The organism is Streptomyces sp. NPDC051183 (genome assembly GCF_040682455.1).
GTDB lineage: Bacteria > Actinomycetota > Actinomycetes > Streptomycetales > Streptomycetaceae > Streptomyces.
This window is the reverse complement of sequence record NZ_JBFBBA010000019.1, coordinates 117621-142195: the sequence shown is the minus strand read 5'-3', so window position 1 is coordinate 142195 and position 24575 is coordinate 117621. Positions and strand designations below refer to the sequence as shown.

Here is a 24575-nt window from a genome sequence, read left to right as displayed (position 1 = left end):
GCGAACCACTCGATCCTGGCCCACCTCGCGGAGCGCCGCGCCCCCTGGCTGCCCTAGCCCCACGTGCGCTCTTGCGCGGCGTTGGACAATGGACGGTGGCCCACTCGGCCGTACGGATCCACGCGCACGGCCCGCACGCACAGCACGCACGCACAGCACGCACAGGAGGACACGCATGGCAGAGCCCGAGCGGACCGAGCGCAGGCTGCGGCCCGCACCGCTGCTCTTCGAGCCCGCGGAGGCCGTCACCGATCCGGAGCACTTCTTCGACCTCGAGTCGATCGAGGACCCGCGCGAGCTGCTGGCCCGCGCCACCGAGCTGACGGTCGCCTTCCGGGCGGCCCAGGACCGGGCCGTGGAGTTCCAGGCCCTGGCCGCGGCCCAACTGGCGGACCCTCGCCGCTTCGACCGGCTCGCTCCGGCGGCCATCGCGGAACAGGCCCAGTGGACCGAGGACTACGCCCGCAAGATGATCGAGTTCGGCGAGTCGCTCCTGCGCGGCGGCGACGGGGACGCCTCCTGACCGAGGCGCCTCCGGGATGCGGCGTACGTCACACATGGAATATGCGAAGCGCAAGATACCCCAACACGCCCCACGCCGTCCCGGTTTCCGGTAACTCCCGGAAACCGGAGCGCTACGGCGGGTAGACCTTGGCATATGACGACCCTGACCGGCTGCCCCGCCCTCGACGTACGCACCGCCGCGCCCGCCGCCGCCCACGTCACCCCGACGGGCGCCGCCTGGCTCGCCTCCGCCTCGGCCCACCCCGGCAGCACACTCGCGGCCTGGCAGGCCCGGCCCACCGCGCCCGCGGTACTGCCCTGCGGGACCGCCTTCGACGTCGTCAACGTCCCGCTCGTGCTCGGCCGCCGGATGCTCGACCTGCTCTGGCACGAGGGCCCCGGCTCCGGGCCGGCCGCGGTGCACCGCGGCCGGACGCTCCTGTTCGCCGCTCCCGGCACCGCCCACCGGCTCCCGGCCCTGCTGGCCTGGGAGGAGTGGGGCACCCCCGTCCCCGCGCCGCTGTGCCACGGCCACGGCGACGCCGTCACCGTGCCCCCGCTGGCCGCGACTCCCGGGCCGTCGCGCTGGCTCGTGGCCCCCGACACGCGGCTGCCGTGGCTGCCCGGGCCCGAGGCGCTGCTCTGGTCGCTGGTGCGCGCCGCCCGGGCAGCCGGAGCTGCGGATATCGATTTTTCGGATCGCCGATCCGGGTGCTAATGTCTACGACGTCAGGCAGGCGCCGCTAGCTCAGTTGGTTAGAGCAGCTGACTCTTAATCAGCGGGTCCGGGGTTCGAGTCCCTGGCGGCGCACAGACAGGGAAAGGCCCCCACGCGAGTGGGGGCCTTTCTCGTCCTCCCGCGGCCTCGCCGCTACGTCGTGACCTTCACCGTGTACGCGCCCGACTGGGTCCGGTCCGCCACCTCGATCGTGATCCGCTCGCCCGGCACCGTGAACCTCTCCCCGACCTCCAGCGGCGCGTCCGCCAGCGGCGGGTACACCGACCGCTCCCAGCAGGCCTCCGTGTCCGGGTGCGCGTCCATCACCTCGATCGGCCCGCCGCCCGACACGGCCTCGTTGCGGACCCGGTAGACGAGCACGCCCTCCGTGCAGGTTTCCCCGTCGTTGCCGGTGGAGCCGCGCGCCTCGATGGCGATGGCGCTGCCGGTGCCCGTACGGATCACCGCCAGCCGGGTCCCGCCCGTACCGCCCTGCCGGGGGGCCTCGGCCAGCGGCTGGAGCGTGTGCAGGGAGGAGCCGGACCGTACGCAGGCCACCTGGGAGTCGTCCAGCCAGCCCAGCTTCCACTTGTGCCAGGCGAAGAGGTCCGGGGCCATGCCGAACTGGCTGCCCATGACGTCCCAGTCGCCGACGTACGTGTCCCAGTCCCCCTTGCCGTCGGTCGGCCGGTGGTAGAGGTCGGGCAGGTCGAAGACGTGCCCGGTCTCGTGCGCCAGGACGTTCCGGTCCGGCGGGTGCTTCTCGAACACGGTGACGATCCGGCGCAGCTGCGCGCCGTCCGCGACGATCGGCCGTTCGAAGTTGACGACCTTGGTGGCGTCCGAGTCCACGCCGGGAGCGTCCGGGTCGGCGATGAAGTACACGACGTCGTACTGGTTGAAGTCCACCTGCGGGTCGGCGGCGGCGACCGCGTCGCGCAGGTAGGCCGCCCGGTTCCCGGGGGCCCAGTCGCGCTGTATCCCGTACGCGGTGGACGACTTGGGCATCTGGATCCACCGCTTCTGCGGGTGCGGGACCAGGCGGAACCGCCCGTACGAGGCCCGCTCGAAGAAGTCGCTGGTCGCCGGGAAGTAGTCGCCGGTCAGCTGCTGCGTGGTGAGCGTGGTCCGGTGGTCGGGGAAGGAGAGGAAGACCATGACCGCGTTGAGGGTGCGCTCGGGCTTGGGGTAGGCGGCGTTCCAGGTGTCCAGACCCAGGGAATGGTGCGCCGAGGTGCGGGTCAGCTCGCAGGGGCCGGCCCCGGTGACGGCCACCGCGGGTCCCGCGACGAGCGACATGGCGGCCAGCGCCGTCAGGGAAGTGAGCGCCGCCGCAGTACTTCGCATGCGGGAGCGGTCCACTCCCCCGGGTGTCTGCTGTCGCGGCACATCGACCTCCGGTGGTGGATTCGTACCCTCTTCATCCACCTTGAGGCGATTGTCTTACTAACGCCCTGTTCCGCTGCCCCACAAGAGTGAGCACTACGGCAAGCCGGTGACGCCTGACCCCGGGCACATGCCTACGGAAAGTTACTAGCGGTCACGTGAGATCAGCCGCCGCCATCGGTGCTCAGAGCCGCGCAGGTTCGATCGCCCGGCGCCGGTCCGACGCTGCGTCAGCACGGCGTCAGCCCAGGGAAGTGCCGTGCCCCACACGGCGACGCCGCTGGATAGGGCCGTCCGGCAGCCTCTATGATTCGGCACACTTTCCTGCACGGACACTCACAAGCAATGCGGGGCCAACGGTGAGCGGAACCCCAGAAGGAACCGGTTCGGCGGCCGACAGCATCCGATCGGCCGTCACGGAGCGTCACAACACGGTGTCGGCAACGGCAATTCCGGTCCGATCCGAGTCCGAACTGCACGATTACCGGGCCGCCTTCAACGCGGCCCACCTCGCCATGGCCGTCGTCGACCGGGACGGTCACGTCGTGGCCGCCAACCAGGCCCTCGCCGGTCTGCTCGGCACCGAGCCGCACGCGCTCGTCGACCAGTCCGCCGCCGACCTGGTGGACCTGGCCGCGGAGGCCCGCACCTGGCAGGCGTACCGCGAGGTCCTGCGCGGCCGCCAGGCCAGACTGCGCTGCACCCGCCGGCTCAAGCACCCCGACGGGCACTCGCTGTGGACCGAGGTGACGGTGGGCCCGGTGCCGGGGACCCGTGACGTCCTGCTGTCCGTCGCCGACATCAGCGACCGGCGCGACCTCCAGGCCCGGCTGCGGCACCTCCAGATGCACGACCCGGTCACCCGGCTGCCCAACCGGGCGCTGTTCTTCGAGCGGCTCTCCACCGCCCTGGAGGCCTCCTCGTACGAGCACGGCGGCACCGGCCGGATCGGGCTGTGCTACCTGGACCTCGACGGGTTCAAGGCCGTCAACGACACCCTCGGCCACCGCGTCGGCGACCGGCTGCTGACCGCGGTGGCGGCCCGGCTGACCCAGTGCGCCGACCAGTCCGGGTACGGGCGCACGGGCGGGCACCTGGTGGCCCGGCTCGGCGGCGACGAGTTCGCGCTGCTGGTCGAGGAGTCCACCGGCACCGAGCAGCTCGCGGACCTGGCGCGCAGCGTACTGGCCGCCGTACAGGAGCCCTTCGACCTGGCCGGGCAGCGGCTGTCGGTCTCCGCCTCGATCGGCGTGGTGGAGCGCGACGCGGCCGGGACCTCGGCGACCGGGCTGATGCAGGCCGCGGACACGACGCTGTACTGGGCCAAGGCGGACGGCAAGGCGCGCTGGACCCTCTTCGACCCGGAGCGCAACGCGCACCGCATGACGCGCCAGGCGCTGTCCTCGACGCTGCGGCCGGCCGTGGAGCGGGGCGAGTTCGCGCTGGAGTACCAGCCGCTGGTGGATCTGGAGAGCGGGGCGGTGCGCGGGGTCGAGGCCCTGGTGCGCTGGAACCACCCGCAGTTCGGCACCCTGACGCCGAATCGGTTCATCGGAATTGCGGAAGAGGACGGCTCCATCGTCCAGTTGGGCCGCTGGGTGCTGCAGACCGCCTGCCGGCAGGCCAGGCGCTGGCAGATCGAGCAGCCCAGCGACTCCCCCGTCTTCGTGTCCGTCAACGTGGCGGTGCGCCAGGTGTGGGACTCCGACCTGGTCGGCGACGTCGCGGAGATCCTGGCCGACACCGGACTGGCTCCGCAGCTGCTGCAGTTGGAGCTGACGGAGTCGGCGGTGATGGGCTCGGCCGGGCGGCCGCTCCAGGCCCTCCAGGCGCTGAGCGACATGGGGGTGCGGATCGCCATCGACGACTTCGGCACCGGGTACTCGAACCTCGCCTACCTCAGCCGGCTGCCGGTGTCGGTGCTGAAGCTGGACGGCTCCTTCGTCCGGGGCTTCCGCTACGAGGAGGGCACCCACCCGAATCCGGCCGACGAGACCATCGTGGAGGCGCTGGTCCAGCTCGCGCACCGGCTGGGCCTGACGGTGACGGCGGAGTGCGTGGAGACCGCCGGCCAGGCGGCCCGGCTGCGCCGCGTCGGCTGCGACACCGGGCAGGGCTGGCTGTACTCGCGGGCGGTGGCCCCGGAGCGGATCGCCGAGATGATCGCCGACCGGCCCGGGACCCTCCCGTAACGCGGCGCACGGCCGCCCCCGCCTCCCTGGGGAGGAGGCGGGGGCGGCCGGCGCTCGGCGCGGGGTGGGGGGATCAGCAGGCGCCGAGGTCCTTCCAGACACCCCATTCACCGGTGGTGCCGGGCACCTCGTTCTGCGTCCACCACTGGGCCTTCCACTTGCGGCCGTTGTACGAGACCTCGCTGCCGCCGGTGTAGATGCTGCCCGGGACGTAGGCCGCGGCGGTGCAGCCCGTGGTGGGCGGCGTCGTCGGCGGGGTCGTCGGGGGCGTGGTCGGCGGGGTGGTCGGAGGCGTCGTGGGCGGGGTGGTGGGCGGCTGTGTGGTCCCTCCGAGGGCGTCCGAGATCTGGTTGAGCAGGGTGGTGTTGGCGTCCAGGCCGAGCAGGGAGTACATCATCGCGCCGGCCAGGCCGCGCTGCTTGCCGTAGTCGACGCGGGCCTGGATGGACCGCTGGTTCAGGCCGGTGAAGAACTCGCCGTCCTTGAAGAAGTACGAGGCCTTGGCCTGGTCGTCCCAGAAGGTGTTCGCCGGGCTGTCGACGATCCCGCCGAGCTCCTTGTACAGCGCGATGCCCGCCTGCTGGCTGGTCGGCCGGGCCCCGGAGGCCTGGCTCGCCGGCTGGGCGAGGCCGTTGGTGGCGCCGGCCTGCACGCCCTTCCAGCCGCGGTAGTAGAACTCGTAGCCCAGCGTCAGCTTGTTGGCGGGGAAGCCGCCCGCGATCCCGTAGGCCGCGTTGCCGTCGATCCAGGAGTCGATGGCGTTCTTGATGCTGTACTTCTCGCTGCCCGGCGCGATCGGGTCGGTCGGGTCGGCGGAGGAGGGCAGGAGCGGGGACTGGTGGTACGTCGGCCCGTCGGAGTCCCAGGCGCCGTGCATGTCGTACGTCATGATGTTCGCGTAGTCGAGGTACGCGCCGATCTTGTCCGTCTCGATGTACTTGATCTTGTCCTGGCCGGCCGGGAGCGCGGAGGTCAGCAGGTACTTCTTGCCGCCGTTGGCCGCGCCGTGGGCGTCGAGCTGGGTGCGGAACTCCTTGAGCAGGAGCGTGAAGTTCTGCTTGTCCTCGGGGGCGTAGTGGTTGCCGAGGTGGCCGCCGGACGAGCCCGGGTACTCCCAGTCGATGTCGATGCCGTCGAAGATTCCGGCCGCGCTGCCGACGCCGCCGTAGCCGCCCTCGACCGGCAGGTTGCCCTTGATGTACTGGTCGATGCAGGAGGAGACGAGCTTCTTGCGGGAGGCGTCGGTCTTGGCCGCGTCGCTGAAGTACTTCGAGTACGTCCAGCCGCCCAGCGAGATGTTGATCTTCAGGTGCGGGTACTTGGCCTTCAACTGCTTGAACTGGTTGAAGACGCCGACGATCGGCTGGTCCCACTTGTCGGCGACCCCGCTGACGCTGTCCGCGGCGCTGAAGGACTTCTGGTAATCGGCGTACGAGTCGCCCGCGCCGTCACCGGCGTTGGGGTTGTTGTCGTCGCCCGCCGCCTTGTTCGCCTCGAAGCAGGTGAGGTCGGTGGGGTGGATGTTGCCGAACGAGTAGTTGATGACGTCCAGCTTGCCCGCTATCCCGCGGGTGTCGAGGTGCTTGGGATAGAAGGCGTTCCCGTACACGCTCCACTGGTCGTAGTAGGCGATCTTGACGTTGCCGGCCGCGGCGGTGGTCGTGGCGTCGGCGGCCGCCGCGGTACCGAGCCCCGCGAAGGTGGCCAGCGCTCCGGCTGCCAGCGCGGCCGTGGCAGCGGCCGCGATGAGGGGTTTACGGATGTGCATGAACTGCCTCCGGGGGGTGGGAGGGGAGAGCAATTGATTCAGGTGGGAGAAGTGATAGCGATCACGCAAGGCCCGCGTCAATGGTTTGGACCAAAGAAGGACTAGACCACTCATGGCCCACATCCCCACGTCAGAGACTTGAGGGCACGTCAAAAACCGCCCGCCACCCCGGGTGACGAGCGGTTTAAGGTTGCCTTCAGCCATGCTCCCGCAAGGTTTCGGCAACAAACCAGCCGAACTCCGTCAGCGTCCGGTCAACCGGCAGCGGGGGCCTCCACCGGCATCCCGTACGCATCTGCGACGAGCCCGTACGAGCGCAGCCGGGCGGCTCCGCTGTGGGCGTTCGAGGTCAGCATCAGCTCGTCGGCGCCCGTCCGCTTCGCGAGGTCGTCGAGTCCGGAGCGGACCTCGTCGGGGGTGCCGTGGACGATGTTGGCCATCCACGCGTCGACGAACTCCCGCTCCGCCGGGGCGAAGGGGTACGCGGCCGCCTCCTCGGGCGTCGGGATCAGCCCGGGCCGCCCCGTGCGCAGCCGGAGCATCGACAGGGCGCCGGTCAGCACCTGGGCGCGGGCCGCCCCGGCGGTGTCGGCGGCGAGCGCCGCGACCCCGATCACGGCGTACGGAGCGTCCAGTACGGCCGAGGGGCGGAAGCTCTGCCGGTAGAGGTCGAGCGCGGGCAGCGTGCCGGCGGCCGAGAAGTGGTGGGCGTACGCGAAGGGCAGCCCGAGCTCGCCCGCGAGCCGGGCGCTGAACCCGGAGGAGCCGAGCAGCCACAGCGGCGGCCGCCCGGCGGGGCCCTGCACCGGACCCGGTACGGCGTGCACCCGGGCGTAGGGGTGCCCGTCGGGGAAGTCGTCGTCCAGGAAGCGGGTGAGCTCCGCGAGCTGCCGGGGGAACTCGTCGGGGGCGTCGCCCTGGCGCCCGGGCCCGCGCAGCGCGGCGGCCGTGCGCCCGTCGGTGCCCGGCGCCCGCCCGAGCCCGAGGTCGATCCGCCCCGGCGCGAGCGCCTCCAGGGTGCCGAACTGCTCGGCGATGGCGAGCGCGGCATGGTTGGGCAGCATGACCCCGCCCGAGCCGAGCCGGATCCGGGAGGTGTGCGCGGCCAGGTGGGCCAGGATCACGGCCGGGGAGGAGCTGGCGACCCCGGGCATCGAGTGGTGCTCGGCGACCCAGTGGCGGTGGTAGCCGCGGGACTCGGCGAGCTTGGCGATCTCCACGCTGGTGCGCAGCGAGGCGTGGGCCGTGCTGCCCGCGCCGACGGTGACGAGGTCGAGGACCGACAGGGGTACCGGTGCCCGGCCGAGGGCCGTGCCCCGGATGCCGTCGGGGTCCGGGCGGCGCCCGCCGCGACTCCCCTGCTGCTGCGCGTCCCCGGTGTCACTCATCGTCGCTCCCGCCTCGTGCTGCCGTTCGTACGACATCCGTACACATCCGTACGAGGATTTCGAACTCTCGATGACGGCCCGGCATTCCCGGCACTCCGGGACACCGCGCGTGACCATGGCATATGCCAAGCGGGTAGATCCAGGCAGGGGGACATGATTGAGCCATCAATCTCATCAACAGGCGCTCCACGTGGGCCTCTTGATGGCTATCGTGGTAGGGCAAGCGGTAACAACCTGCTAGGGGGAAACCGTGGCGCTGAAGCCCGAGCCGACCGCGCCGTTCCACTCGGTGCAGTACGCCCTGCGCGTACTCGAAACGGTCGCCCGCCATACCGGCGGCGTGACCGATGTACAGATCGCACGAGAGACCGGCCTGCCCGCGGTCCACCTCGCGCCGATGCTCCTCATGCTGCGCCGGGAGGGGTACGTGCTCCAGGTGTCGGACGGCGCCTATGCCATAGGCGACTCGCTGGTGCTGCTCGGCTCCGGAGTGGACCGGCAGACGGCCCTGCAGAGCAAGCTGCAGGAGACCCTGGACCGGCTGCGGGACTCGGTGGGTGCGGCGGTCTACATCAGCCGGTACGTGGACGGCGAGGTCCGGATCACGCAGTTCGCGGACAGCCCCCGCACGCCGAAGGTGCACGAGTGGGTCGACTTCCGCTCGGCGGCGCACGCCAGCGCTGTCGGCAAGTGCCTGCTGACCCAGCTCGACCTGAACGGGCGGCGCGACCACCTGTCCCGCCACAAGATCGCCCGGCTGACGTCGAAGACGATCGTCAACGAGCGGATCCTCTTCTCGAAGCTGGACAGCCAGCCGGCCACGGTGCCGATGCTCGACCTCCAGGAGTACGCGGTGGGCACCGTCTGCGCGGCCGTCCCGATCACCGCCGGCTCCTCGGTCGGCTGCCTGGCCCTGTCGCTGCCGGTCGAGCACGCCCACCGGCTGCGGGCCGCGGCCGACGCCCTGAACCGCAAGGCCGCACCCCTGCTGCTGTCGCTCACCCTGTGACCCCTGTGATCCTTGCGGCCCCGGCCGGAGGGGGAGGGCCGCAGGCGGAGGCCCGGAAAACACTTCGGGCGGTTCCCGGTGAACCGGAAACCGCCCGAAGGACAGGTGCGCCGCCAGGGACTCGAACCCCGGACCCGCTGATTAAGAGTCAGCTGCTCTAACCAACTGAGCTAGCGGCGCCTGCTGACAGAGAAAATACTACCTGGTCATCCGGGGTGCTCAAAACCATTGCCCCGCTCCAGGAGGACCAGGCGCTCCTGGGCCCGGTAGGCCGCGAGGAGCCCGGCCAGCGCTGCTTCGTCCAGGAGCCGGTACGCCGCCTCGCCCGGGGGCCGCCACCACACCGGGTCCGGGCCGGGGGCGCCTCCCGGCGCCGGCCGGGGAAGGAAACCCGCGCGGCGCAGGCCGACCCGGTGGACCTTGTTCGTCGCCGTGGTCGGCATGGCGTCGAGGACGCGGACGTAGCGCGGGGCCATCTTGGTGCCCAGGTCCGGCTGCGCGGCCAGGAAGGCCGCGAACGCGTCCGGGGAGAAGCTCGCCCCCTCGCGCAGGGCCACGGCCGCCATGACCTGGTCGCCCGCGACCTCGTCCGGGACCGCGTACACGGCGACCGCGGCCGCGTCGGACCAGCGGGCCAGGATGTTCTCGATCACCGCCGCGGCCAGGTTCTCGCTGTCGACGCGCAGCCGGTCGTCGGTACGGCCCGCGAAGTAGAGGAAGCCGTCCGCGTCGCGGAAGAAGAGGTCCCCGGTCCAGTACCAGCCGTCGCGGGTCCGCGCGGCCTCCGCGTCCGGGTTGCGCCAGTACCCCTCGAAGAGGCTGCGGCCCTTGTTGACCAGCTCGCCGATCGCCTCGGCCCCGTTGAGCAGGCGGCCCCGCGGGTCGAGGACGGCCGCCGGGCACTCCAGGCCGGTCCCGGGATCGATGACCGCCAGGTCGTCCCCCGCCCCCGCGCGGCCCAGGGCGCCCGGCGGGGTGTCCGGCGTGCGCTGTACGGACGCCCCGCCCTCCGTGGCCCCGTAGCCCTCCACCAGCCGGACCCCGAAGCGCTCGGCGAAGCGCGCCGCGTCCACGGCGCCCGCCTCGGTGCCGAAGCCCAGGCGCAGCGAGTGCTCGCGGTCCTCCGGGCGGGGCGGGGTGGCCAGGAGGTACTGGACGGCGCGGCCGACGTAGGTGAAGTACGTCGCCCCGTACGCGCGGACGTCGTCGAGGAACGCGGACGCCGAGAAGCGGCGGCGCAGCGCCACCGAGGCCCCGCCGGCCAGCGCGGGCAGCCAGTCGGCGATCACGGCGTTGCCGTGGAACATCGGCATGCAGATGTAGTGGACGTCGTCCGGGGTGACCGCGAAGTGCCGCGCGAGGGAGCCCCCGGCACCGGCCAGCCGGCCCTGGGTGCAGATGGCCGCCTTGGGGGCGCCCGTGGAGCCCGAGGTGAAGTAGAGCAGCAGCCGGTCCTGCGGGCCGGGCGGGCGGCCGCCCAGCGTCGCCGCGCCGGGTTCGGCCGCCGCGTAGGGGGCGAGCAGGGCCGCGTACTCCTCGGTGTCGGTCACCAGGATCCGTACGCCGGGCAGCGCGAGCCCGTCGAGGAGCGGCAGGTGGGTCCGCTCGGTCACCAGGATCCGGCAGTCGGTGTGCAGGATGTCGCGGGCCAGCTCCGGGCCGCGCCGGGTGGGGTTGATTCCGGCGACGGCGGCCCCCGCGAGGGCCGCCGCGCCGATCCAGAACGGGAACTCGGGGGTGTTGTCGAGCAGCACCCCGATGTGCGGCTCCGCCCGCGGCGGCAGGAGGTCGACGAGCAGCGCGGCGCGCGCGGCGGCCTCCTGGGCGGTCCGGTGGCGGCTGAGGACGGTCTCCTCGAATGCCAGTCCTGGCCGGTGGTCGCCCCATTGGCGCGCGATGAGCTCCGCGACGGTTCCGGATGTCGTCCGCATGCCGCCGGAGGGTAGCTGACGTATCGTCAGAATTGAACGTCGGAACAGGCGTAGAAGGCGTTCGCCGTGTCGTTGACCGTCCAGACCGCCAGGATCAGGTGCCGGCCGCTCTTGCCGCTCGGCATCGCGCCCTGGTGGACGGTGGTCATGGCGGGGCGGGCCCCGTTGTAGGCCACCGTGAGGAAGGGCTGGGGTTCGAGGTCGGCGCGGGTGAGGGTCCTGGTGCCGGTCCAGCCGTTCTTGGTGACGTAGTACTTGAAGTCGGTGGTGGAGTGGTTGGCGGTGAACTGCCACCGGAAGCCGTAGCTCTGCCCGCTGGTCACCTTGGTGGTGGGCCAGGCGCCGCCGCGGGGGTTGTCGAGCTCCGCGAACTGCGTGAGGCCCGCGGAACATATCCTGCCGTCGGCGGGGCCCGCGGCCGGGAACCCCTTGAGGCCCTCGACGCTCTGCGGCTCCCACTGGATGGCTCCGCAGTCGGCGACTGTCTTGTTGGCGCAGAGCTTCTGGCGGCTGATGGGGGTGTCGGTGTAGCCGTGACTGCTCGCGGTGGGGGCCGTGAGGAGCGTGAGGGCGGTGACGACGCCGAGGCCGACCGCGGCGGCGCCGGCCTTCCTGGCCTGGCCGGATCTGGGCATGCGGATGTTACGCATGATGCTCCTTGAACGTGGGGGGAGTTCGACGAGAGCGTGCGCACGCGTGGGGATGTTTTAGGTCTAGACCAAGTCTCAGATTATTGACGGGAGTTGGCCATGTCCATACCAACGGAAGAACGGGTGGTCCGGTCCTTTCCGGCTCCACCCGTTCTCCTGGCTCCGCCCGGCGGCCCGGGCCCCTGCCGACGCCGCGTCGCCGCCTACTCCGCGCGCCCCGTGTAGAAGGCGACCGTGAGGTCCTTCACCAGCGCCTTGCGCTCGTAGTCGTCCAGCTCCACGAGCCCGCGCGAGGTGAGGCGGTGGACGGTGTCGTCGACCGCGTCCACCACCGAGGTCAGCACGGTGTCCCGGTGCTTGGCGTCGATCGCCGCGACCCGGCGCCGCCGCATGGCCTCGGCCACCTCGGGCGCGTACTCGATGCGGGTCGGCTGCGCCGAGTACACCTCCACGCCCACGGCCTCGGTCTCGGCCGCCAGCATCCGGGTCAGCGCGTCGCCGACGGCCTCGGCGTCGCGCAGGGTCGGGGCGTCCTCGTGGAAGGCGTCGGCCGGGAGCTGGGACAGCACCCGGGCCATGGCCGATTCCACCTGCTCGGCCAGGTACTCGGTGTGGTCGGCGACGGCGAGCGTGGCGCGGGCGGTGTCCTTGACCTGCCAGACGACCTGGACGACGACCTGGAGGGCGAGGCCTCCGGAGTCGACGGCGGGCATCGGATCGCTGCGCCAGTGCCGCAGCCGTACGTCGACCCGGCGGCGCAGGAGCAGGGGGCTGACCCAGGTCAGGCCGGTACGGCGGACCGTGCCGCGGTAGCGGCCGAAGAGGGTGAGCACCCAGGCGTGGCCGGTCCGGGCGCGGCCGAGCCCGCCGAGGGCGAGGAGGGCGACGATGCCGAGGAAGGCGAGCGGGGGCCAGTGCGTCGCCTGGAGCCCCCGGTAGGCGCGGGGGGTCGCGCCGAAGGCGGCCACGAGCGGGGCGGGGACGGCCCCGGCCCGCCAGAGCACCGCCGCGCAGCCGGTGAGGGCGATGCCGCCGACGGCGACGCCGATCCAGCCGGGGATGACGGGGCCGCGGTGCTCGCGGAGCCGGTCGTCCCCGCGGGGGACCCGGCGTCCGGGGGCGGGTGCCGGGCGGCGGGTGGCGGGACGCCGGGCCTGGGCGGGGGCCGGGGCCTGCGCGGCCCCGCGGAAGGGCAGGTGCACCGGCACGTCGGTCACCGCGGTGCCGCGGACGCGGCCGACGGCGGGCAGGTCGAGCGTGTCGTCCTCCATGCCCCGGGCCACGGCCCGGGCGACGATGTCCGCCACCGCGACGCCGGGCACGGCGGCCGCCTCGGGCGCCGCCTCCCCCGCGCCGGGCTCGTCCCGTACGTACGGGGCCGCCGGTTCGGGCGCCGCGTCTTCCGCGACGGACTCGCGGTCCAGGGCGGGCCCGTACCCCGGGGCGGGCTCGTCCCGTACGTACAAGGCCTCGGGCTCGGGCTCGGGCGCCGGTGCGGGCATGTCCCGTACGTACGGGGCCACGGGCTCGGGCTCGGGCGCCGGTGCGGGCATGTCCCGTACGTACAAGGCCTCGGGCTCGGGCTCGGGCGCCGGTGCGGGCATGTCCCGTACGTACGGGGCCACGGGCTCGGGGGCCGGCGCCGGCGGCTGCGCCGCGGCCAGGGCCACCGGGGCGGGCCAGGGCTCGGGCACGGGCGGCGCCGCGTCCCGGACGTACGGCGCGGCCTCGTCCGCGGAGCGGGCGTGCTGTTCCGCCCCGGCGGAGACCACCGCGGGCCAGGGGTGGCGCTGCCCGTACGCGGGCTCGGCCGCGAGGACGGCTTCGGGCGTGCGCAGGCGCTGGGTGGCCACGTCCGCGTGGGCCGCCTCGTCCTGGGGGTGCGGGATGTCCACACCCGGCGCCGGTGTAGCGGCATGGACCGGTTCGGCCTCGGTCTCCACCCGCGCCGCCGGCACGTCGCAGACCGACTGCCCCGAGGCTTCGGCCGGGACCACGGACCGCGCCGCGGGCTCCGTCGCAAGACCGAACCCGGCGTGCGGCGCGAGGCCCGGGGCGTGCTCCGACGCCCGGCCCGACGCAAGGTCCGAGCCGAAGCCCGAAGCGAGGCCCGGCGCGGAATCCGCGGCGGCTTCCGACGCGAAGCCGGACACGGGTTCCGGCGCGAAGCCCGGAGCGAGGGCCGAGCCGAAGCCCGACGCCCGGCCGGGCACGGAATCCGCGGCGTGTCCCGGCGCGAAGCCCGAGCCGGCGTCCGGCGCGACGCCCGGCGCAAAGCCCGACGGTTCCGGAGCGAGGGCCGAGCCGAGGCCCGGGGCGGGGCCCAGTGCGAAGCCCGGCCGGGAATCCGCGGCGGGTTCCGGCGCGGAGCCGGACGCGCCGCCCGCGCCGAGGCCCGGCGCGAAGCCGGAGGCGGGTTCCGGCGCGGAGCCCGCGCCGGGGCTCGGCGCGGGGGGCGGGGTGGGTTCCGGCGCAAGGGGCGCCATCGGCAGGGCCGGGGGGACCTGGAGGGTGCCCGTGGTCGATGTGGTGCGCGTGGGGTACATCGTTGCCTCCGTCATACGAACAGCCGGCGCCAGGTTTCCGGGCCCGGATAGCCGTCGGCCGAGGCGCCGCGCCAGCCCTGGGCGCGCTGGAAGGCCTCGACGCTGCGGCGGTCGGCCTCGCTCCAGCGGGGGCCCGGGCCGGACGTGTAGTTCTTGCCGAAGCCCTTCTTCACCAGCTGGCGGCCGAGGGCGGTGATGGACGGGTGGGACGCCCCGGGACGGAAGGCGGCCCGCCCCGGGTAGGCCGGGACCCCCGACGGGCCGGGTGCGCCCACCGCGCTGCCCGGCGTCGGCGGGATGTCCTTGCCCTGGTGCAGGGCCAGCAGCCGCCAGGTGTGTTCGCCCGGGATGCCGTCGGCGTCGGCGCCAGTCCAGCCCTGGGCGCGCTGGAAGGCCTGGGTGGCCAGCCGGTCGGAGTCGGTCCACAGCTTGCCCGCGCCCTGGGGGTAGAAGCGGGCGCCGCCGCGCTCGATCAGCATCCCGCCGAGCTGGGCGACGTACTCGTTGCTGGCGCCGGGGCCGAACTTCGACGCGCCGGGGAAGGTCGCCGAGACCACCGGCTTGGCGCCCGGCGCGGGCGGCTCGGCGGGCGGCTCGGCGGGCGGCTCGGCGGGCGGCTCGGCGGGCGTTTCGGCACCCGGGGGCTCGGGGACGATCCCGCCCGTCACCCCGTTGAACCGGTAGGGGATGTACTTCGCCGAGTTGTTCCAGTACCCGTACGGCGTAGCCTGCTTCCGCGTCGTCGGCCGGGTCTGCTCGTAGGCGACGTAGTGGCCCCGCGTCTCGTCGACCCAGCCGCCGAAGAGCACGACGTGCGAGCCCTTGTTGGGGTCCGCCGGGTTGTGGAAGAGCAGCATGTCCCCCGGCAGCAGCTCCTCCTTCGTGATCTTGGTCGCGAAGGTGTCGAGGCTGCCGGTCCACTCGTTCGTACCAAGGTTCCAGGCCATCGAGACGTACCCCGAGCAGTCCTGCCGGTAGCCGTCCGTCCAGTACTCGGTCATGCTGTACGGGACCTGCGCGTCCAGCCACAGCTTCGCCCGCTTGACGATCGTCGTGCGGTCGATCCGCTTCACCGCGGGCGGCGCCCCCGGCCGCCCGGGCGTCCCCACCGGCCCCGGCTTCGCCGGACGGCCGTGCAGCGGGGACTTCTCGCCCTGCGGCGAGCCGGGGTCGTCCAGCGAGACGGCCTCGGGGCTCTGCGCCGTCACCGCCACCGCGGCCCCGCCGCCACCGCCCAGCACCACTCCCGCCGCGGTGGCCAGGACCAGCGCCCGGCGGGCCCCGCGCGCGGCGGGGTGTCCGCCGTCGCGCAGCCGTATGGCCCGGCCGCGTGCGAGAGCGCGACGGCGCTGCGCGCAGCCCCGGCACACGCAGTCGCCGGCGGGCTCGTACTCCTCGAAAACGGGCATCGGCATCGACGTCGGCGTGCACACGTGCTTCGGAGGCTGCGTCGTCATGCGGTTCCGTCCACTCCCCTGCTCGTCCCCTGCTGCCACTGATCGGGCGGGCCGCATCTGGCGGGGCGTCAGATACGGCCTGACCCAGACATATCGTGCACGATAAACCCCCCAAACATGGGTTAATCGGACAACGCGGGCGCGGCTGGTCACGAGCACCGCCGGAGGTGGGGTAGAGTTTTCCCTGTCAGCAAGCGCCGCTAGCTCAGTTGGTTAGAGCAGCTGACTCTTAATCAGCGGGTCCGGGGTTCGAGTCCCTGGCGGCGCACAGACGGAGGAAGCCCCCCGCAGCGAAAGCTGCGGGGGGCTTCTTCGTCGTGCCCTACGGCCCTACAGTGGCGGGCGGGCCTCCCGCCGGTTCCCGGACTCCTCCCGCGCTCCGGGCACTCCCGCGCGGTCGAGGGCCGGCCGGCCGGCGGCCGGAGCGGAACTTCCTCACGCCGCCGTGCCGGGCCGGACCCCGACGCCCGTCAGGTAGGCCGACACGACCACGTTCGCCGTGTACTGCTTGCTCGTCTTGTCGTAGGTGCCGCCGCAGGTCACCAGCCTCAGCTCGGCCCTGCCCCTGACCCGCGGCCCGTAGGCCTTGTCCGGGTCGAAGCCCGCGCGCTCGTGGACCCGTACGTCCTCGATCGTGAACTCCGCGACCGATCCGTCCGCCCGCACCACGCGCACCTTGTCGCCCGGCTGCGCCGAGCTCAGGCCGTAGAACACGGCCGGCTTGGACTTCGTGTCCACGTGCCCGACCATCAGCGCGGTCCCGGCCGCGCCCGGCTGGGCGCCGGCGCGCCACCAGCCCACCGCGCCCGGCCGGTCGTACGGGGGCGGGTCGATCGCGCCTTGGGGGTCCAGGTCCCGGGCGATCACCGGGGCCTGGATGCCTATGGACGGTACGTCGACCCGCGCGGGCGCGGCCGCCTCCAGCGGGGCGTGCGCGGCCGGCAGGCCCGGCAGCGCCGAGCCCCCGGCCTGACCGGTGAGCGGGGCCGGGACCCCGGTGATCTCGCGGCCCCAGAGCCACAGCCCGAGCACCAGCACCGACCAGGCGGCGAAGGTCAGCAGCCGGCCGCCGCTGCCGGCCCGGCCCTCGTTCACTCGCCGCTGCGGCGACGGCGCAAGGTCAGCGCCCGGCCCGCGACCGCCAGGGTGGCGACGGCGGCGAGGATGGCGCCGATCACCGTGTGCGGCAGACCGGGGCCGTCGCCCTCGTGGTTGCGCTTGGCAGCGGCGGCCTGCTCGCCCGCCTGCGGCGCCGCGGCGTTCTTCCCGGCCTTGGCCGCCTCGGCGAGCTCCGCCTTCTCGGCGAGCTCCGCGGCCATGCCGCCGCCGCCCGCGTGGACCGGCCAGACGGGCGTGTGGTGCGGGTTGGGGTGGTGGTCGCGGCGGCGGACGATCTCGATGGAGCCCCACTCCCGGTCGCCGCCCCGGCCGCCGCACTTCACCCGGATGTCGTGCCGGCCCGGATCGGCCCAGGAGCGGATCATCGCGTCGCCCCACAGGGTGCGGCGGTCGTCGCGGCCGGAGGACAGCCGGACCTCGGACACGAACACGGAGGACTGGGCGACGGCCCAGTCGGCGTCGCAGCCGTGGACGCGCAGTTTGACCTGCGCCCCCGGTTCGGCCGGGTTCGGGTCGGCCGAGACGCTGCCGCGGTTCCCCTCGTTCGCGAGGGCGATGGGTGCGGTCACGGCGGTGAGGGCCGTCAGGACGACGGCCACCCCGGCGGCACGGAGAGCGATCGGATCGGTGCGCATGGTGAACCTCCTCAACAAGGAGATTCACGCGCGACGCGACGCGCCGCATCCGGAGCGGCGCCCTCTTGGCCCGTACGAGTCAGCCGAACGCGCTAAACGAGGTCGACCAGGTCGGCGATGGAGTTCACCGTCTTGGTGGGCCGGTAGGGGAACTTCTCGGTGTCCTCGACCGAGGTCAGTCCGGTCAGTACGAGGAAGGTCTGCATCCCCGCCTCCAGCCCGGCCAGTACGTCGGTGTCCATCCGGTCGCCGATCATCGCGCTGCTCTCGGAGTGCGCGCCGATGGCGTTCAGACCGGTCCGCATCATCAGCGGGTTGGGCTTGCCGGCGAAATACGGCTTCTTGCCGGTCGCCTTGGTGATCAGCGCGGCGACCGCACCCGTGGCCGGGAGCGGACCCTCGGTGGAGGGGCCGGTCTCGTCGGGGTTGGTGCAGATGAAGCGGGCGCCGCCGTTGATCAGCCGGACGGCCTTGGTCATGGCCTCGAAGCTGTAGGTGCGGGTCTCGCCCAGGACCACGTAGTCGGGCTCGTGGTCGGTGAGGATGTAGCCGATGTCGTGCAGGGCGGTGGTCAGACCGGCCTCGCCGATGACGTACGCCGTGCCGCCCGGGCGCTGGTCGTCGAGGAACTTCGCGGTGGCCAGCGCCGAGGTCCAGATGTTCTCGACCGGAACGTCGAGGCCCATGCGGCTCAGGCGGGCCTGGAGGTCGCGCGGGGTGTAGATGGAGTTGTTGGTCAGCACCAGGAAGGGCTTGCCGGAGTCGCGCAGCCGCTTGATGAAGGCATCGGCGCCGGGGATCGGGGTGCCCTCGTGGATGAGGACCCCGTCCATGTCGGTGAGCCAGGATTCGATCGGCTTGCGCTCTGCCACTGGACTGTTCTCCGCTCTCGGTGGCGTCTGACCTCTGGGACCTGTGGTCTCTACCACCCTATCCGGGCCGGGCCGCGGACGCGTTCGGCGTCCACGGCCCGGACGGATCAGCCGAGCCGGACGTTGTCCACGGTCCAGAACCAGTTGTTGGTGCCGCTGTAGCGGAAGCGGATCTGGACGTCGGTGGCGCCGGCCGGGACCTGGAGCGCGAGCGACTCGGAGCGGGCGACGGCGTCCGCTGTGTAGGTCTTGACCACCGTCGGGGCGGCACCGTTGTAGGAGACCAGGACCTGGGCGGTCTGGCCCGTCTCGTGGCGGTAGTGCGTCTGGAAGGTCAGGTTCTTCGTGGTGCCGCCGGACACCGCCCACTTGGGGGTGACCAGCGTGGAGTCGAAGGTGCCCGTGTGGGTCTTGTCGTCCCACTCGTCGGAGTCGGCCACGGCGAACACGTCACGGGAGCGGACGTTCAGCTCGCGCCACTGGTCGCGCTGCGACTGGCTCCAGAACTCGTCCGTCGCGAAGGCCCAGCCGGCCCACTCGGTGACACCGCCGGTGCCCATCCTGGAGTTGTCGACCGACCAGCCGGCCGGCGGGGTGTGCGTGAAGCCCTTGGTGCCGGCCGGGATGCCCGTCTCGTCCACGCGCGCCTGGAGGCTGGGGCGCAGGGTGTCGAAGGGGTCGCTGTCCGGGGCGTTCAGCGGAAGCCCGTCGATGGCGGGGCTGGTGACGCCGACCTGGCCGAGGGCGATGGCCGCGACGTCGACGAGCTTGACGTCGTCGCGTACCGAACCGGCCGGGATCCCGGCGCCCTTGGCGATGACGAAGGTGCCGCGTTCCGCGATGCTGGAGCCGCCGTGGCCGCCCGTGGCGGTGTGGCCGTGGTCGGTGGTGACCACGATCTTCCAGTTCTCCTGGCCGTACGTCGGGCGGGACTGGACGGCGGTGAGGAGCTGGCCGACCAGCTTGTCCACGCGGGCGATGGTGTTCAGGTACTCCTGGCTGGCGGCGCCGGAGGTGTGGCCCGCGTGGTCGATCTCGCCGAGGTAGACGAAGGCGGCGTCCGGGTTCTGGTCGCGCAGTTCGGCGGCTGCCGCGGCGGCGATCTTCGGGTCCTCGCTGCCGTAGCCGTCGCGGTCGCCCTTGAGGCTCAGGCGCTTGTCGACCTTGGCCGAGAAGATCGGGCCGTTCTGGTCGGTGGAGGTGACCGGCTCCCAGTCGGCGGCCGCGTACGTGTTGAGCGCCGGCTTGGCGTTCTCGATGCGGGTCAGGAAGTCGGGGTACGCCGTGTAGTTCTTGCCGGTGAAGGAGTTGTCCTTCACGCCGTGCTTGTCGGGCCAGACGCCGGTGGCGATGGTGGACCAGCCCGGGCCCGAGGAGGTGGCGCCCATCGGGGCGGCGTAGAGGCTGCTGCGGGCGGTGAGGCCCTGGGCCATCAGACCGTTCAGGTGGGGGGCGTCGGCGACCTTGACGCGGTCCAGGACAGCGCCGTCGATGCCGATGACGAGGACCTTGTCGGTGTTGGCAGCGGCCTTGGCGGCCGGGGCGGCGGTGGCGGCGTGCGCGCCGAGGGCGGTGGCGAGCAGGGCAGTGGCGGTGGCGGCCACGGCGAGGGTCCGTCCGGACAGGACAGTGGGCACGTACTCCTCCGGGAGTAATCGTGGGGAAGGCGCTCGGACATGCGCCGGGTCCGGACCGAAGGTGCGGTCTTCGGTCCAGACCCGTTATGCAAGTGTCACTGTCCTGGTCGGGGGTGACCAGGAGGCGACCAGTCAGCTTCCGGTTGCCGACTTCCACGCGTCGACGTAGGAGGTGAGGTTCTTGTCGATGTCGGCCCAGTCCGGCTCGAAGATCTCGACACCACCCATGATCTTGGTCAGCTCGACGGCGTTGGCATCGGTGGGCTTGACGTCGCTGCGCGCCGGGAAGCCGCCGCCGACACCGCTGACCAGCTTCTGGGCGTCCTCGCTGAGGAGGTAGTCGAGGAGCTTCTTGCCGTTCTCGGTGTGCGGGGCCCTGTCCACCAGGCCGGCCGCGTACGGGAGGGCGAAGGTGGTGGGCCTGCCGCCGTCCTTGGCGGGGAACCAGATGCCCAGGTTCGGCATGGACTTGGACTGCGCGAAGTTCATCTGGACGTCGCCGTTGGCGACGAGGAGCTCGCCCTTGTCGGTCTTGGGCGCGAGCTTGCTGGTGGAGGAGGACGGGCCGACGTTGTTGGCCTGGAGCTTCTTCAGGTACTCCAGCGCCGGCTCCTTGCCGCCGAAGTCGTGCATCGACTTGATGAGCACGGCGGTGCCGTCGCCCGCGACACCGGGCGTGGAGTACTGGAGCTTGCCCTTGTACTTGCCGTCCAGCAGCTCCTCCCAGGTCTTGGGGGCGGCGGCGAGCTCCTTCTTGTTGTAGATGAAGCCGAAGTAGTTGTTGACGACCGAGGTCCACTTGCCGTCGGCAGCCTTGTCGGCACCCTTGACCTTGTCGGAGCCCTGCGGCTTGTAGGCCTGGAGCAGGCCCTTGCCGTCGGCCTGCTGGATGAACGGCGGCAGCGTGATCAGTACGTCGGCCTGCGTGTTGGTCTTCTCGCGGACGGCGCGCTGCACCATCTCGCCGGAGCCGCCCTCGACGTACTTGACCTCGATGCCGGTCTTCTTGGTGAAGTCGGCGAAGACCTTGTCGTACCAGCCGTCGCCCTTGTCGCTCTTGAGGCCGTCGGCGCTGTAGACGGTGACGACCTTCTCGCCGCCGTCCTTGGAGTCCGCGGTGGAGGAGCCGCCGCAGGCGGTGAGGGAGACGGCCAGGGCGAGGCTGCCGGTGACGGCCGCGGCGGTACGGAGCAGGAGCTTGCTGGGCATGGAACTTCCTTACGGGGAAAGGGAGTCAGCGGGGGAAGCAGCGGAGACCTCAGCGGTACGAGGCTTTGGTGCGGATGCGCGAGACGGCCAGCAGCACCAGCAGGGTGGTGGCCATCAGGACCACGGCGACGGCGGAGCCGCTGAAGAGCGAACCGCGGTCGGTGGCGGTGAAGATGCGGACGGGCAGGGGCAGCCAGTCCGGCGGGTAGAGCATCATCGTGGCGCTCAGCTCGCCCATGGACAGGGCGAAGCAGAGCCCTGCGGCCGCGGTGAGGGACGGCAGCAGGAGGGGCAGTTTGACCCGCCACAGCACGTACGAGGGACGGGCGCCCAGGGAGGCCGCCGCCTGCTCGTACGCGGGATCGAGACGCATGATGGCGGCCGAAACCGACTGGTAGGCGAACGCCGTGACAAGAATCGTGTGCGCCAGGATCACGATCGAGCTGGTGCCGTTGAGCAGCAGCGGGGGCTTGCTGAACGCCACGAGCACGGCGAGGCCCACGACCACCGACGGCACGGCGACCGGCAGCACGAACAGCGCGTCCAGGGACCGCTTCCCGCGCTTGCCCAGCGCGTCCGCGGCCAGCGCCGCCCAGCTGCCGACGGTGAGCGCGAGCAGGCTGGCGACCAGGGCGGTGACCAGCGAGGTGGTCAGCGCCTGGAGGGATTCGCCCTGGACGGCGGAGGCGTAGTTCGAGGTGGTCGGGCCGGAGGGGAAGGCGCCGGACCAGTGGGTGGCGAAGGAGGCCGCGACCACGACGAGCAGCGGCAGGGCGAAGAGGGGCAGGAAGAGGAGGCCGAAGAGGCCCCAGGCCGCCCAGCGGCCGGTCTTGCTATGCACCAGCACGCTTGCCCACCACCCGGTAGAGGCCGAACAGGCCGACGGAGATCGCGATGTTGACGACGGCGACCACGCAGGCGGCCGAGTAGTCGGATTCGAGGATCGCCTTGCCGTAGATGAGCATCGGGAGCGTGGTGACGTCCTTGGCTCCCGTGAAGAGGACGATCCCGAACTCGTTGAGGCACATGACGAGGACGAGGCTGCCGCCGGCGGCCAGGGCCGGGAGGGCCTCGGGGAGGATCACCCGCCGGATGATCCGGCCCGGCTTCGCCCCGAGCGAGGAGGCCACCTCCAGTTGGGCGGTGTCCAGCTGCGAGAAGGCGGCGAGCAGCGGGCGCATCACGAAGGGCGTGAAGTACGTGATCTCCGCGAGCAGGACGCCCCACGGCGTGGTCAGGAAGCGGAAGGGGCCGTCCGCGACGCCGAACACGTCGGTCCACAGCCCGTTGGCCATGCCGACCGTGCCGTAGAGGAAGAGGAGGGCCAGGGTGATGAGGAAGGAGGGGAAGGAGAGGAAGACGTCGATGAACTTCGCGACCGCGCGCGCCCCGGGGAAGGGGACGAAGGCGATGACCAGCGCGAGCACGAAGCCGAGGACCAGGCAGCCCGCGGTGGCGCCGACGGCCAGCCACACCGTGGTCCCGAGGGCCTCGCGGAAGCCGCGCGAGGCGAAGACGGAGGCGTACGCGTCGAAGGCGCCGCCGCCGTTCTCGGGGGTGAGGGACTGCTGGACGACCAGTGCGAGGGGGTAGAGGAAGACCACCGCGAGCACGGCCACGGGCGGCAGGGACCACACCCAGCGCGGAACCCCGCGGGGCGCCCGCGCGGCGGGGCCGGGCTCCTGCGGGGTGGTGCGCTTCCCGCCTCCCCCGCGCGGCTCGGCGGGCACACCGCGTCCGGCGCGCTGGGCCGGGACGGCCTCGGTGCGCGGCGCGGCCTCAGCCATCGGACACCCCCGCGGCCAGCAGCACGGCGTCGCGCGGCTCGAAGTGCAGGGTGACGCGGTCGCCGAGGGCCGGGGTCTCGCGCAGCTCCGGGAGGTCCGCCTTGACCCGGTGGCCGCCGACGTCGACGTAGAGCCGGTGCGTCGCACCGCGCCACTGCACCTCGGTGATGGTGCCGCTCAGGGCGTTGGGGCCGTCGCCGAGGCCGAGCAGGTGCGGCCGTACGCACAGCGTGGCGCGCGCGCCGGCGGCCGCCCGGCCGGGGTCCAGTTCGAGCGCGCGCCCGGCGAAGAGCGCGCCGCCGTCGGCCACGGTCACCGGCAGCAGATTGGCGTTGCCGACGAAGGAGGCCGTGAACTCGGTGCGCGGGGCTCGGTACAGCTCCTGCGGGGTGCCGCAGTCCTGCAGCCGGGCCTTGTCCATGACGGCGATCCGGTCGGCCAGGGTGAGCGCTTCGACCTGGTCGTGGGTGACGTAGAGGATCGAGACGTCGGGCAGTTCGCGGTGCAGCCGGGCGAGTTCGGTGAGCATTCCGGAGCGCAGCTGCGCGTCGAGCGCGGACAGCGGCTCGTCGAGCAGGAGCACGCCGGGGCGGATGGCGAGCGCGCGGGCGATGGCAACGCGTTGCTGCTGACCGCCGGAGAGCTCGCGGGGGTAGCGCTTGGCGTACGCGGCCATCCCGGTCATCTCCAGGGCCTCGGCGACGCGGCCGGGGACCTCGGACTTGGGGGCCTTCTGCGCCTTCAGCCCGAAGGCGACGTTGTCCTCGACCCGCATGTGCGGGAAGAGCGCGTACTGCTGGACCACCATGCCGATGCCGCGCTTGTGGGGCGGGAGCGCCGTGACGTCCCGGCCGCCGATCAGCACCCGGCCGCGGACCGGCCGTACGAAGCCGGCCACCGCGCGCAGGGCGGTGGTCTTGCCGGAGCCGGAGGGGCCGAGCAGCGCCATGACCTCGCCCGGCTCGACGGTCAGGTCGAGGGAGTCCAGGACGGTGTTGCCGCCGTAGGCGACGGAGACCGAGTCGAACCGGATGCCGCTCACGCGCCGGACTCCTGGGCCAGCAGCGCCGGGAGTCCGGCGATGGAGGCGAGGACGTGGGTGGCGCCGTTCGCGGTCAGCGCCGCGCGGTCGTGGGCACCGGTGAGGACGCCCGCGACGATCCCGGCCCCGGCGCGGCTGCCGCTGAGCATGTCGTACGCCGTGTCGCCGGCGACCACGGTGTGGCGTACGTCGGCCACGGCGCCGGTGCGCAGGAAGGCGGCCAGCACCATGTCGGGGAACGGCCGGCCGCGGCCGCCCGCGTCGGCGGGGCACAGGGTGAGGTCGGCCAGGTCCCGCCAGCCGAGGGCGTCGAGGATGGCGTCCTGGGTGACGCGGGCGAAGCCGGTGGTCAGGACGACGGTGCGGCCGTCGGCGCGGAGTTCCTCGATGGTCTCGCGGGCGCCGGGGAGCGGGGCGACGAGACCGCCTTCGACGAGCCCCCCGTAGGCCTCCTCGAAGGCGGAGTTGGCGCGCCGGGCGAGCTCCTCGGTGCCGAAGAGGTGCCGGAAGACCGAGATCTTCGACTCGCCCATGGTGTCGCGTACGTACTGGAGCTTGGCGGCGTGGTCGGCGCTGCCGGGCTCGACACCGAGGTGCTCGGCGGCCCGCTCGAAGGCGCGCTCGACGAGGCCGCCGTCGGCGACGGTGGTGCCGGCCATGTCGAGGACGATGAGGTTGGACTTGGTGGGCTTCTCGGACTCGGTGGACTCTTCTTGGGTCATTGT

19 protein-coding genes, 3 tRNA genes and 1 pseudogene are annotated in these 24575 nt (G+C 72.6%); 6 read left to right on the top strand and 17 right to left on the bottom strand.

What is annotated here, in order from left to right:
* Nucleotides 1–175 precede the first annotated feature (175 nt).
* The 3 genes and pseudogenes from AB0M99_RS18970 (at nucleotide 176) to AB0M99_RS18960 (ending at nucleotide 1315) form a co-directional block, all read left to right on the top strand.
* Complete coding sequence (locus AB0M99_RS18970) at nucleotides 176–523, top strand: hypothetical protein (protein ID WP_365921762.1); 348 nt, start codon at nucleotides 176–178, stop codon at nucleotides 521–523.
* A 135-nt stretch (nucleotides 524–658) separates the two neighbouring features.
* Nucleotides 659–1280 (top strand): annotated as a pseudogene (locus AB0M99_RS18965) (bifunctional DNA primase/polymerase).
* A tRNA-Lys gene (locus AB0M99_RS18960) sits at nucleotides 1242–1315 on the top strand. Before AB0M99_RS18965 ends, AB0M99_RS18960 begins: the two are co-directional and overlap by 39 nt.
* Before the next feature lie 60 nt (nucleotides 1316–1375).
* Here the strand turns inward: AB0M99_RS18960 and AB0M99_RS18955 are convergent.
* On the bottom strand, nucleotides 1376–2611 hold the full coding sequence (locus AB0M99_RS18955) for a M6 family metalloprotease domain-containing protein (protein ID WP_365921760.1): 1236 nt from the start codon (nucleotides 2609–2611) through the stop codon (nucleotides 1376–1378).
* Between the two features lie 512 nt (nucleotides 2612–3123).
* Here AB0M99_RS18955 and AB0M99_RS18950 point away from each other — a divergent pair.
* Nucleotides 3124–4800 carry an EAL domain-containing protein gene (locus AB0M99_RS18950; protein WP_365921792.1) on the top strand — a complete coding sequence of 559 codons (1677 nt, stop codon included), beginning with the start codon at nucleotides 3124–3126 and terminating at the stop codon, nucleotides 4798–4800.
* Between the two features lie 73 nt (nucleotides 4801–4873).
* Here the strand turns inward: AB0M99_RS18950 and AB0M99_RS18945 are convergent, their stop codons facing one another.
* Both AB0M99_RS18945 and AB0M99_RS18940 read right to left on the bottom strand, forming a co-directional pair.
* The gene (locus AB0M99_RS18945) at nucleotides 4874–6568 is read right to left on the bottom strand and encodes a glycosyl hydrolase family 18 protein (protein ID WP_365921758.1); all 1695 of its coding nucleotides are present in this window, start codon (nucleotides 6566–6568) and stop codon (nucleotides 4874–4876) included.
* Between the two features lie 254 nt (nucleotides 6569–6822).
* Nucleotides 6823–7956: an LLM class flavin-dependent oxidoreductase gene (locus AB0M99_RS18940; protein WP_365921756.1), complete on the bottom strand. Its 1134-nt coding sequence runs from the start codon at nucleotides 7954–7956 to the stop codon at nucleotides 6823–6825.
* A gap of 250 nt (nucleotides 7957–8206) precedes the next feature.
* Between AB0M99_RS18940 and AB0M99_RS18935 the strand changes: the two genes are divergently transcribed.
* Complete coding sequence (locus tag AB0M99_RS18935) at nucleotides 8207–8965, top strand: IclR family transcriptional regulator C-terminal domain-containing protein (protein ID WP_365921754.1); 759 nt, start codon at nucleotides 8207–8209, stop codon at nucleotides 8963–8965.
* 106 nt (nucleotides 8966–9071) lie between these two features.
* Here AB0M99_RS18935 and AB0M99_RS18930 read toward each other — a convergent pair.
* The 5 genes from AB0M99_RS18930 to AB0M99_RS18910 form a co-directional block, all read right to left on the bottom strand.
* Nucleotides 9072–9145, bottom strand: a tRNA-Lys gene (locus AB0M99_RS18930).
* Nucleotides 9146–9171: 26 nt separating this feature from the next.
* Nucleotides 9172–10896: an AMP-binding protein gene (locus AB0M99_RS18925; RefSeq protein ID WP_365921752.1), complete on the bottom strand. Its 1725-nt coding sequence runs from the start codon at nucleotides 10894–10896 to the stop codon at nucleotides 9172–9174.
* 26 nt (nucleotides 10897–10922) lie between these two features.
* Nucleotides 10923–11546 carry a lytic polysaccharide monooxygenase gene (locus AB0M99_RS18920; RefSeq protein ID WP_365921750.1) on the bottom strand — a complete coding sequence of 208 codons (624 nt, stop codon included), beginning with the start codon at nucleotides 11544–11546 and terminating at the stop codon, nucleotides 10923–10925.
* A 203-nt stretch (nucleotides 11547–11749) separates the two neighbouring features.
* Nucleotides 11750–14092 carry an SPFH domain-containing protein gene (locus AB0M99_RS18915; protein ID WP_365921748.1) on the bottom strand — a complete coding sequence of 781 codons (2343 nt, stop codon included), beginning with the start codon at nucleotides 14090–14092 and terminating at the stop codon, nucleotides 11750–11752.
* An 11-nt stretch (nucleotides 14093–14103) separates the two neighbouring features.
* Complete coding sequence (locus tag AB0M99_RS18910; protein ID WP_365921790.1) at nucleotides 14104–15507, bottom strand: peptidoglycan-binding protein; 1404 nt, start codon at nucleotides 15505–15507, stop codon at nucleotides 14104–14106.
* A 236-nt stretch (nucleotides 15508–15743) separates the two neighbouring features.
* On the opposite strand from AB0M99_RS18910, the gene AB0M99_RS18905 reads away from it, so the two are divergent.
* Nucleotides 15744–15817: transfer RNA gene (locus AB0M99_RS18905), tRNA-Lys, on the top strand.
* A gap of 167 nt (nucleotides 15818–15984) precedes the next feature.
* Here AB0M99_RS18905 and AB0M99_RS18900 read toward each other — a convergent pair.
* From AB0M99_RS18900 to AB0M99_RS18860, 9 genes are all read right to left on the bottom strand, one after another.
* Nucleotides 15985–16644 carry a class F sortase gene (locus AB0M99_RS18900; protein ID WP_365921746.1) on the bottom strand — a complete coding sequence of 220 codons (660 nt, stop codon included), beginning with the start codon at nucleotides 16642–16644 and terminating at the stop codon, nucleotides 15985–15987.
* The gene (locus AB0M99_RS18895; RefSeq protein WP_365921744.1) at nucleotides 16641–17303 is read right to left on the bottom strand and encodes a hypothetical protein; all 663 of its coding nucleotides are present in this window, start codon (nucleotides 17301–17303) and stop codon (nucleotides 16641–16643) included. The genes AB0M99_RS18900 and AB0M99_RS18895 overlap by 4 nt, the downstream gene beginning before the upstream one ends.
* Before the next feature lie 92 nt (nucleotides 17304–17395).
* Entirely contained in the window at nucleotides 17396–18175 is a 780-nt protein-coding gene (locus AB0M99_RS18890; protein ID WP_365921742.1) for an HAD-IIA family hydrolase, read from the bottom strand.
* 107 nt (nucleotides 18176–18282) lie between these two features.
* Nucleotides 18283–19812 (bottom strand): alkaline phosphatase family protein, encoded by a 1530-nt coding sequence (locus AB0M99_RS18885; protein WP_365921740.1) that lies wholly within the window; start codon nucleotides 19810–19812, stop codon nucleotides 18283–18285.
* 132 nt (nucleotides 19813–19944) lie between these two features.
* On the bottom strand, nucleotides 19945–21021 hold the full coding sequence (locus AB0M99_RS18880) for a 2-aminoethylphosphonate ABC transporter substrate-binding protein (RefSeq protein ID WP_365921738.1): 1077 nt from the start codon (nucleotides 21019–21021) through the stop codon (nucleotides 19945–19947).
* Between the two features lie 49 nt (nucleotides 21022–21070).
* A complete protein-coding gene (locus AB0M99_RS18875) occupies nucleotides 21071–21868 on the bottom strand; it encodes an ABC transporter permease subunit (RefSeq protein WP_365921736.1) in 798 nt (265 codons plus the stop codon).
* Entirely contained in the window at nucleotides 21855–22808 is a 954-nt protein-coding gene (locus tag AB0M99_RS18870) for a 2-aminoethylphosphonate ABC transporter permease subunit (RefSeq protein WP_365921734.1), read from the bottom strand. Before AB0M99_RS18870 ends, AB0M99_RS18875 begins: the two co-directional genes overlap by 14 nt.
* A complete protein-coding gene (locus AB0M99_RS18865; protein WP_365921732.1) occupies nucleotides 22801–23850 on the bottom strand; it encodes an ABC transporter ATP-binding protein in 1050 nt (349 codons plus the stop codon). Before AB0M99_RS18865 ends, AB0M99_RS18870 begins: the two co-directional genes overlap by 8 nt.
* Complete coding sequence (locus tag AB0M99_RS18860; protein WP_365921730.1) at nucleotides 23847–24572, bottom strand: phosphonatase-like hydrolase; 726 nt, start codon at nucleotides 24570–24572, stop codon at nucleotides 23847–23849. Before AB0M99_RS18860 ends, AB0M99_RS18865 begins: the two co-directional genes overlap by 4 nt.
* Between the last annotated feature and the right edge of the window lie 3 nt (nucleotides 24573–24575).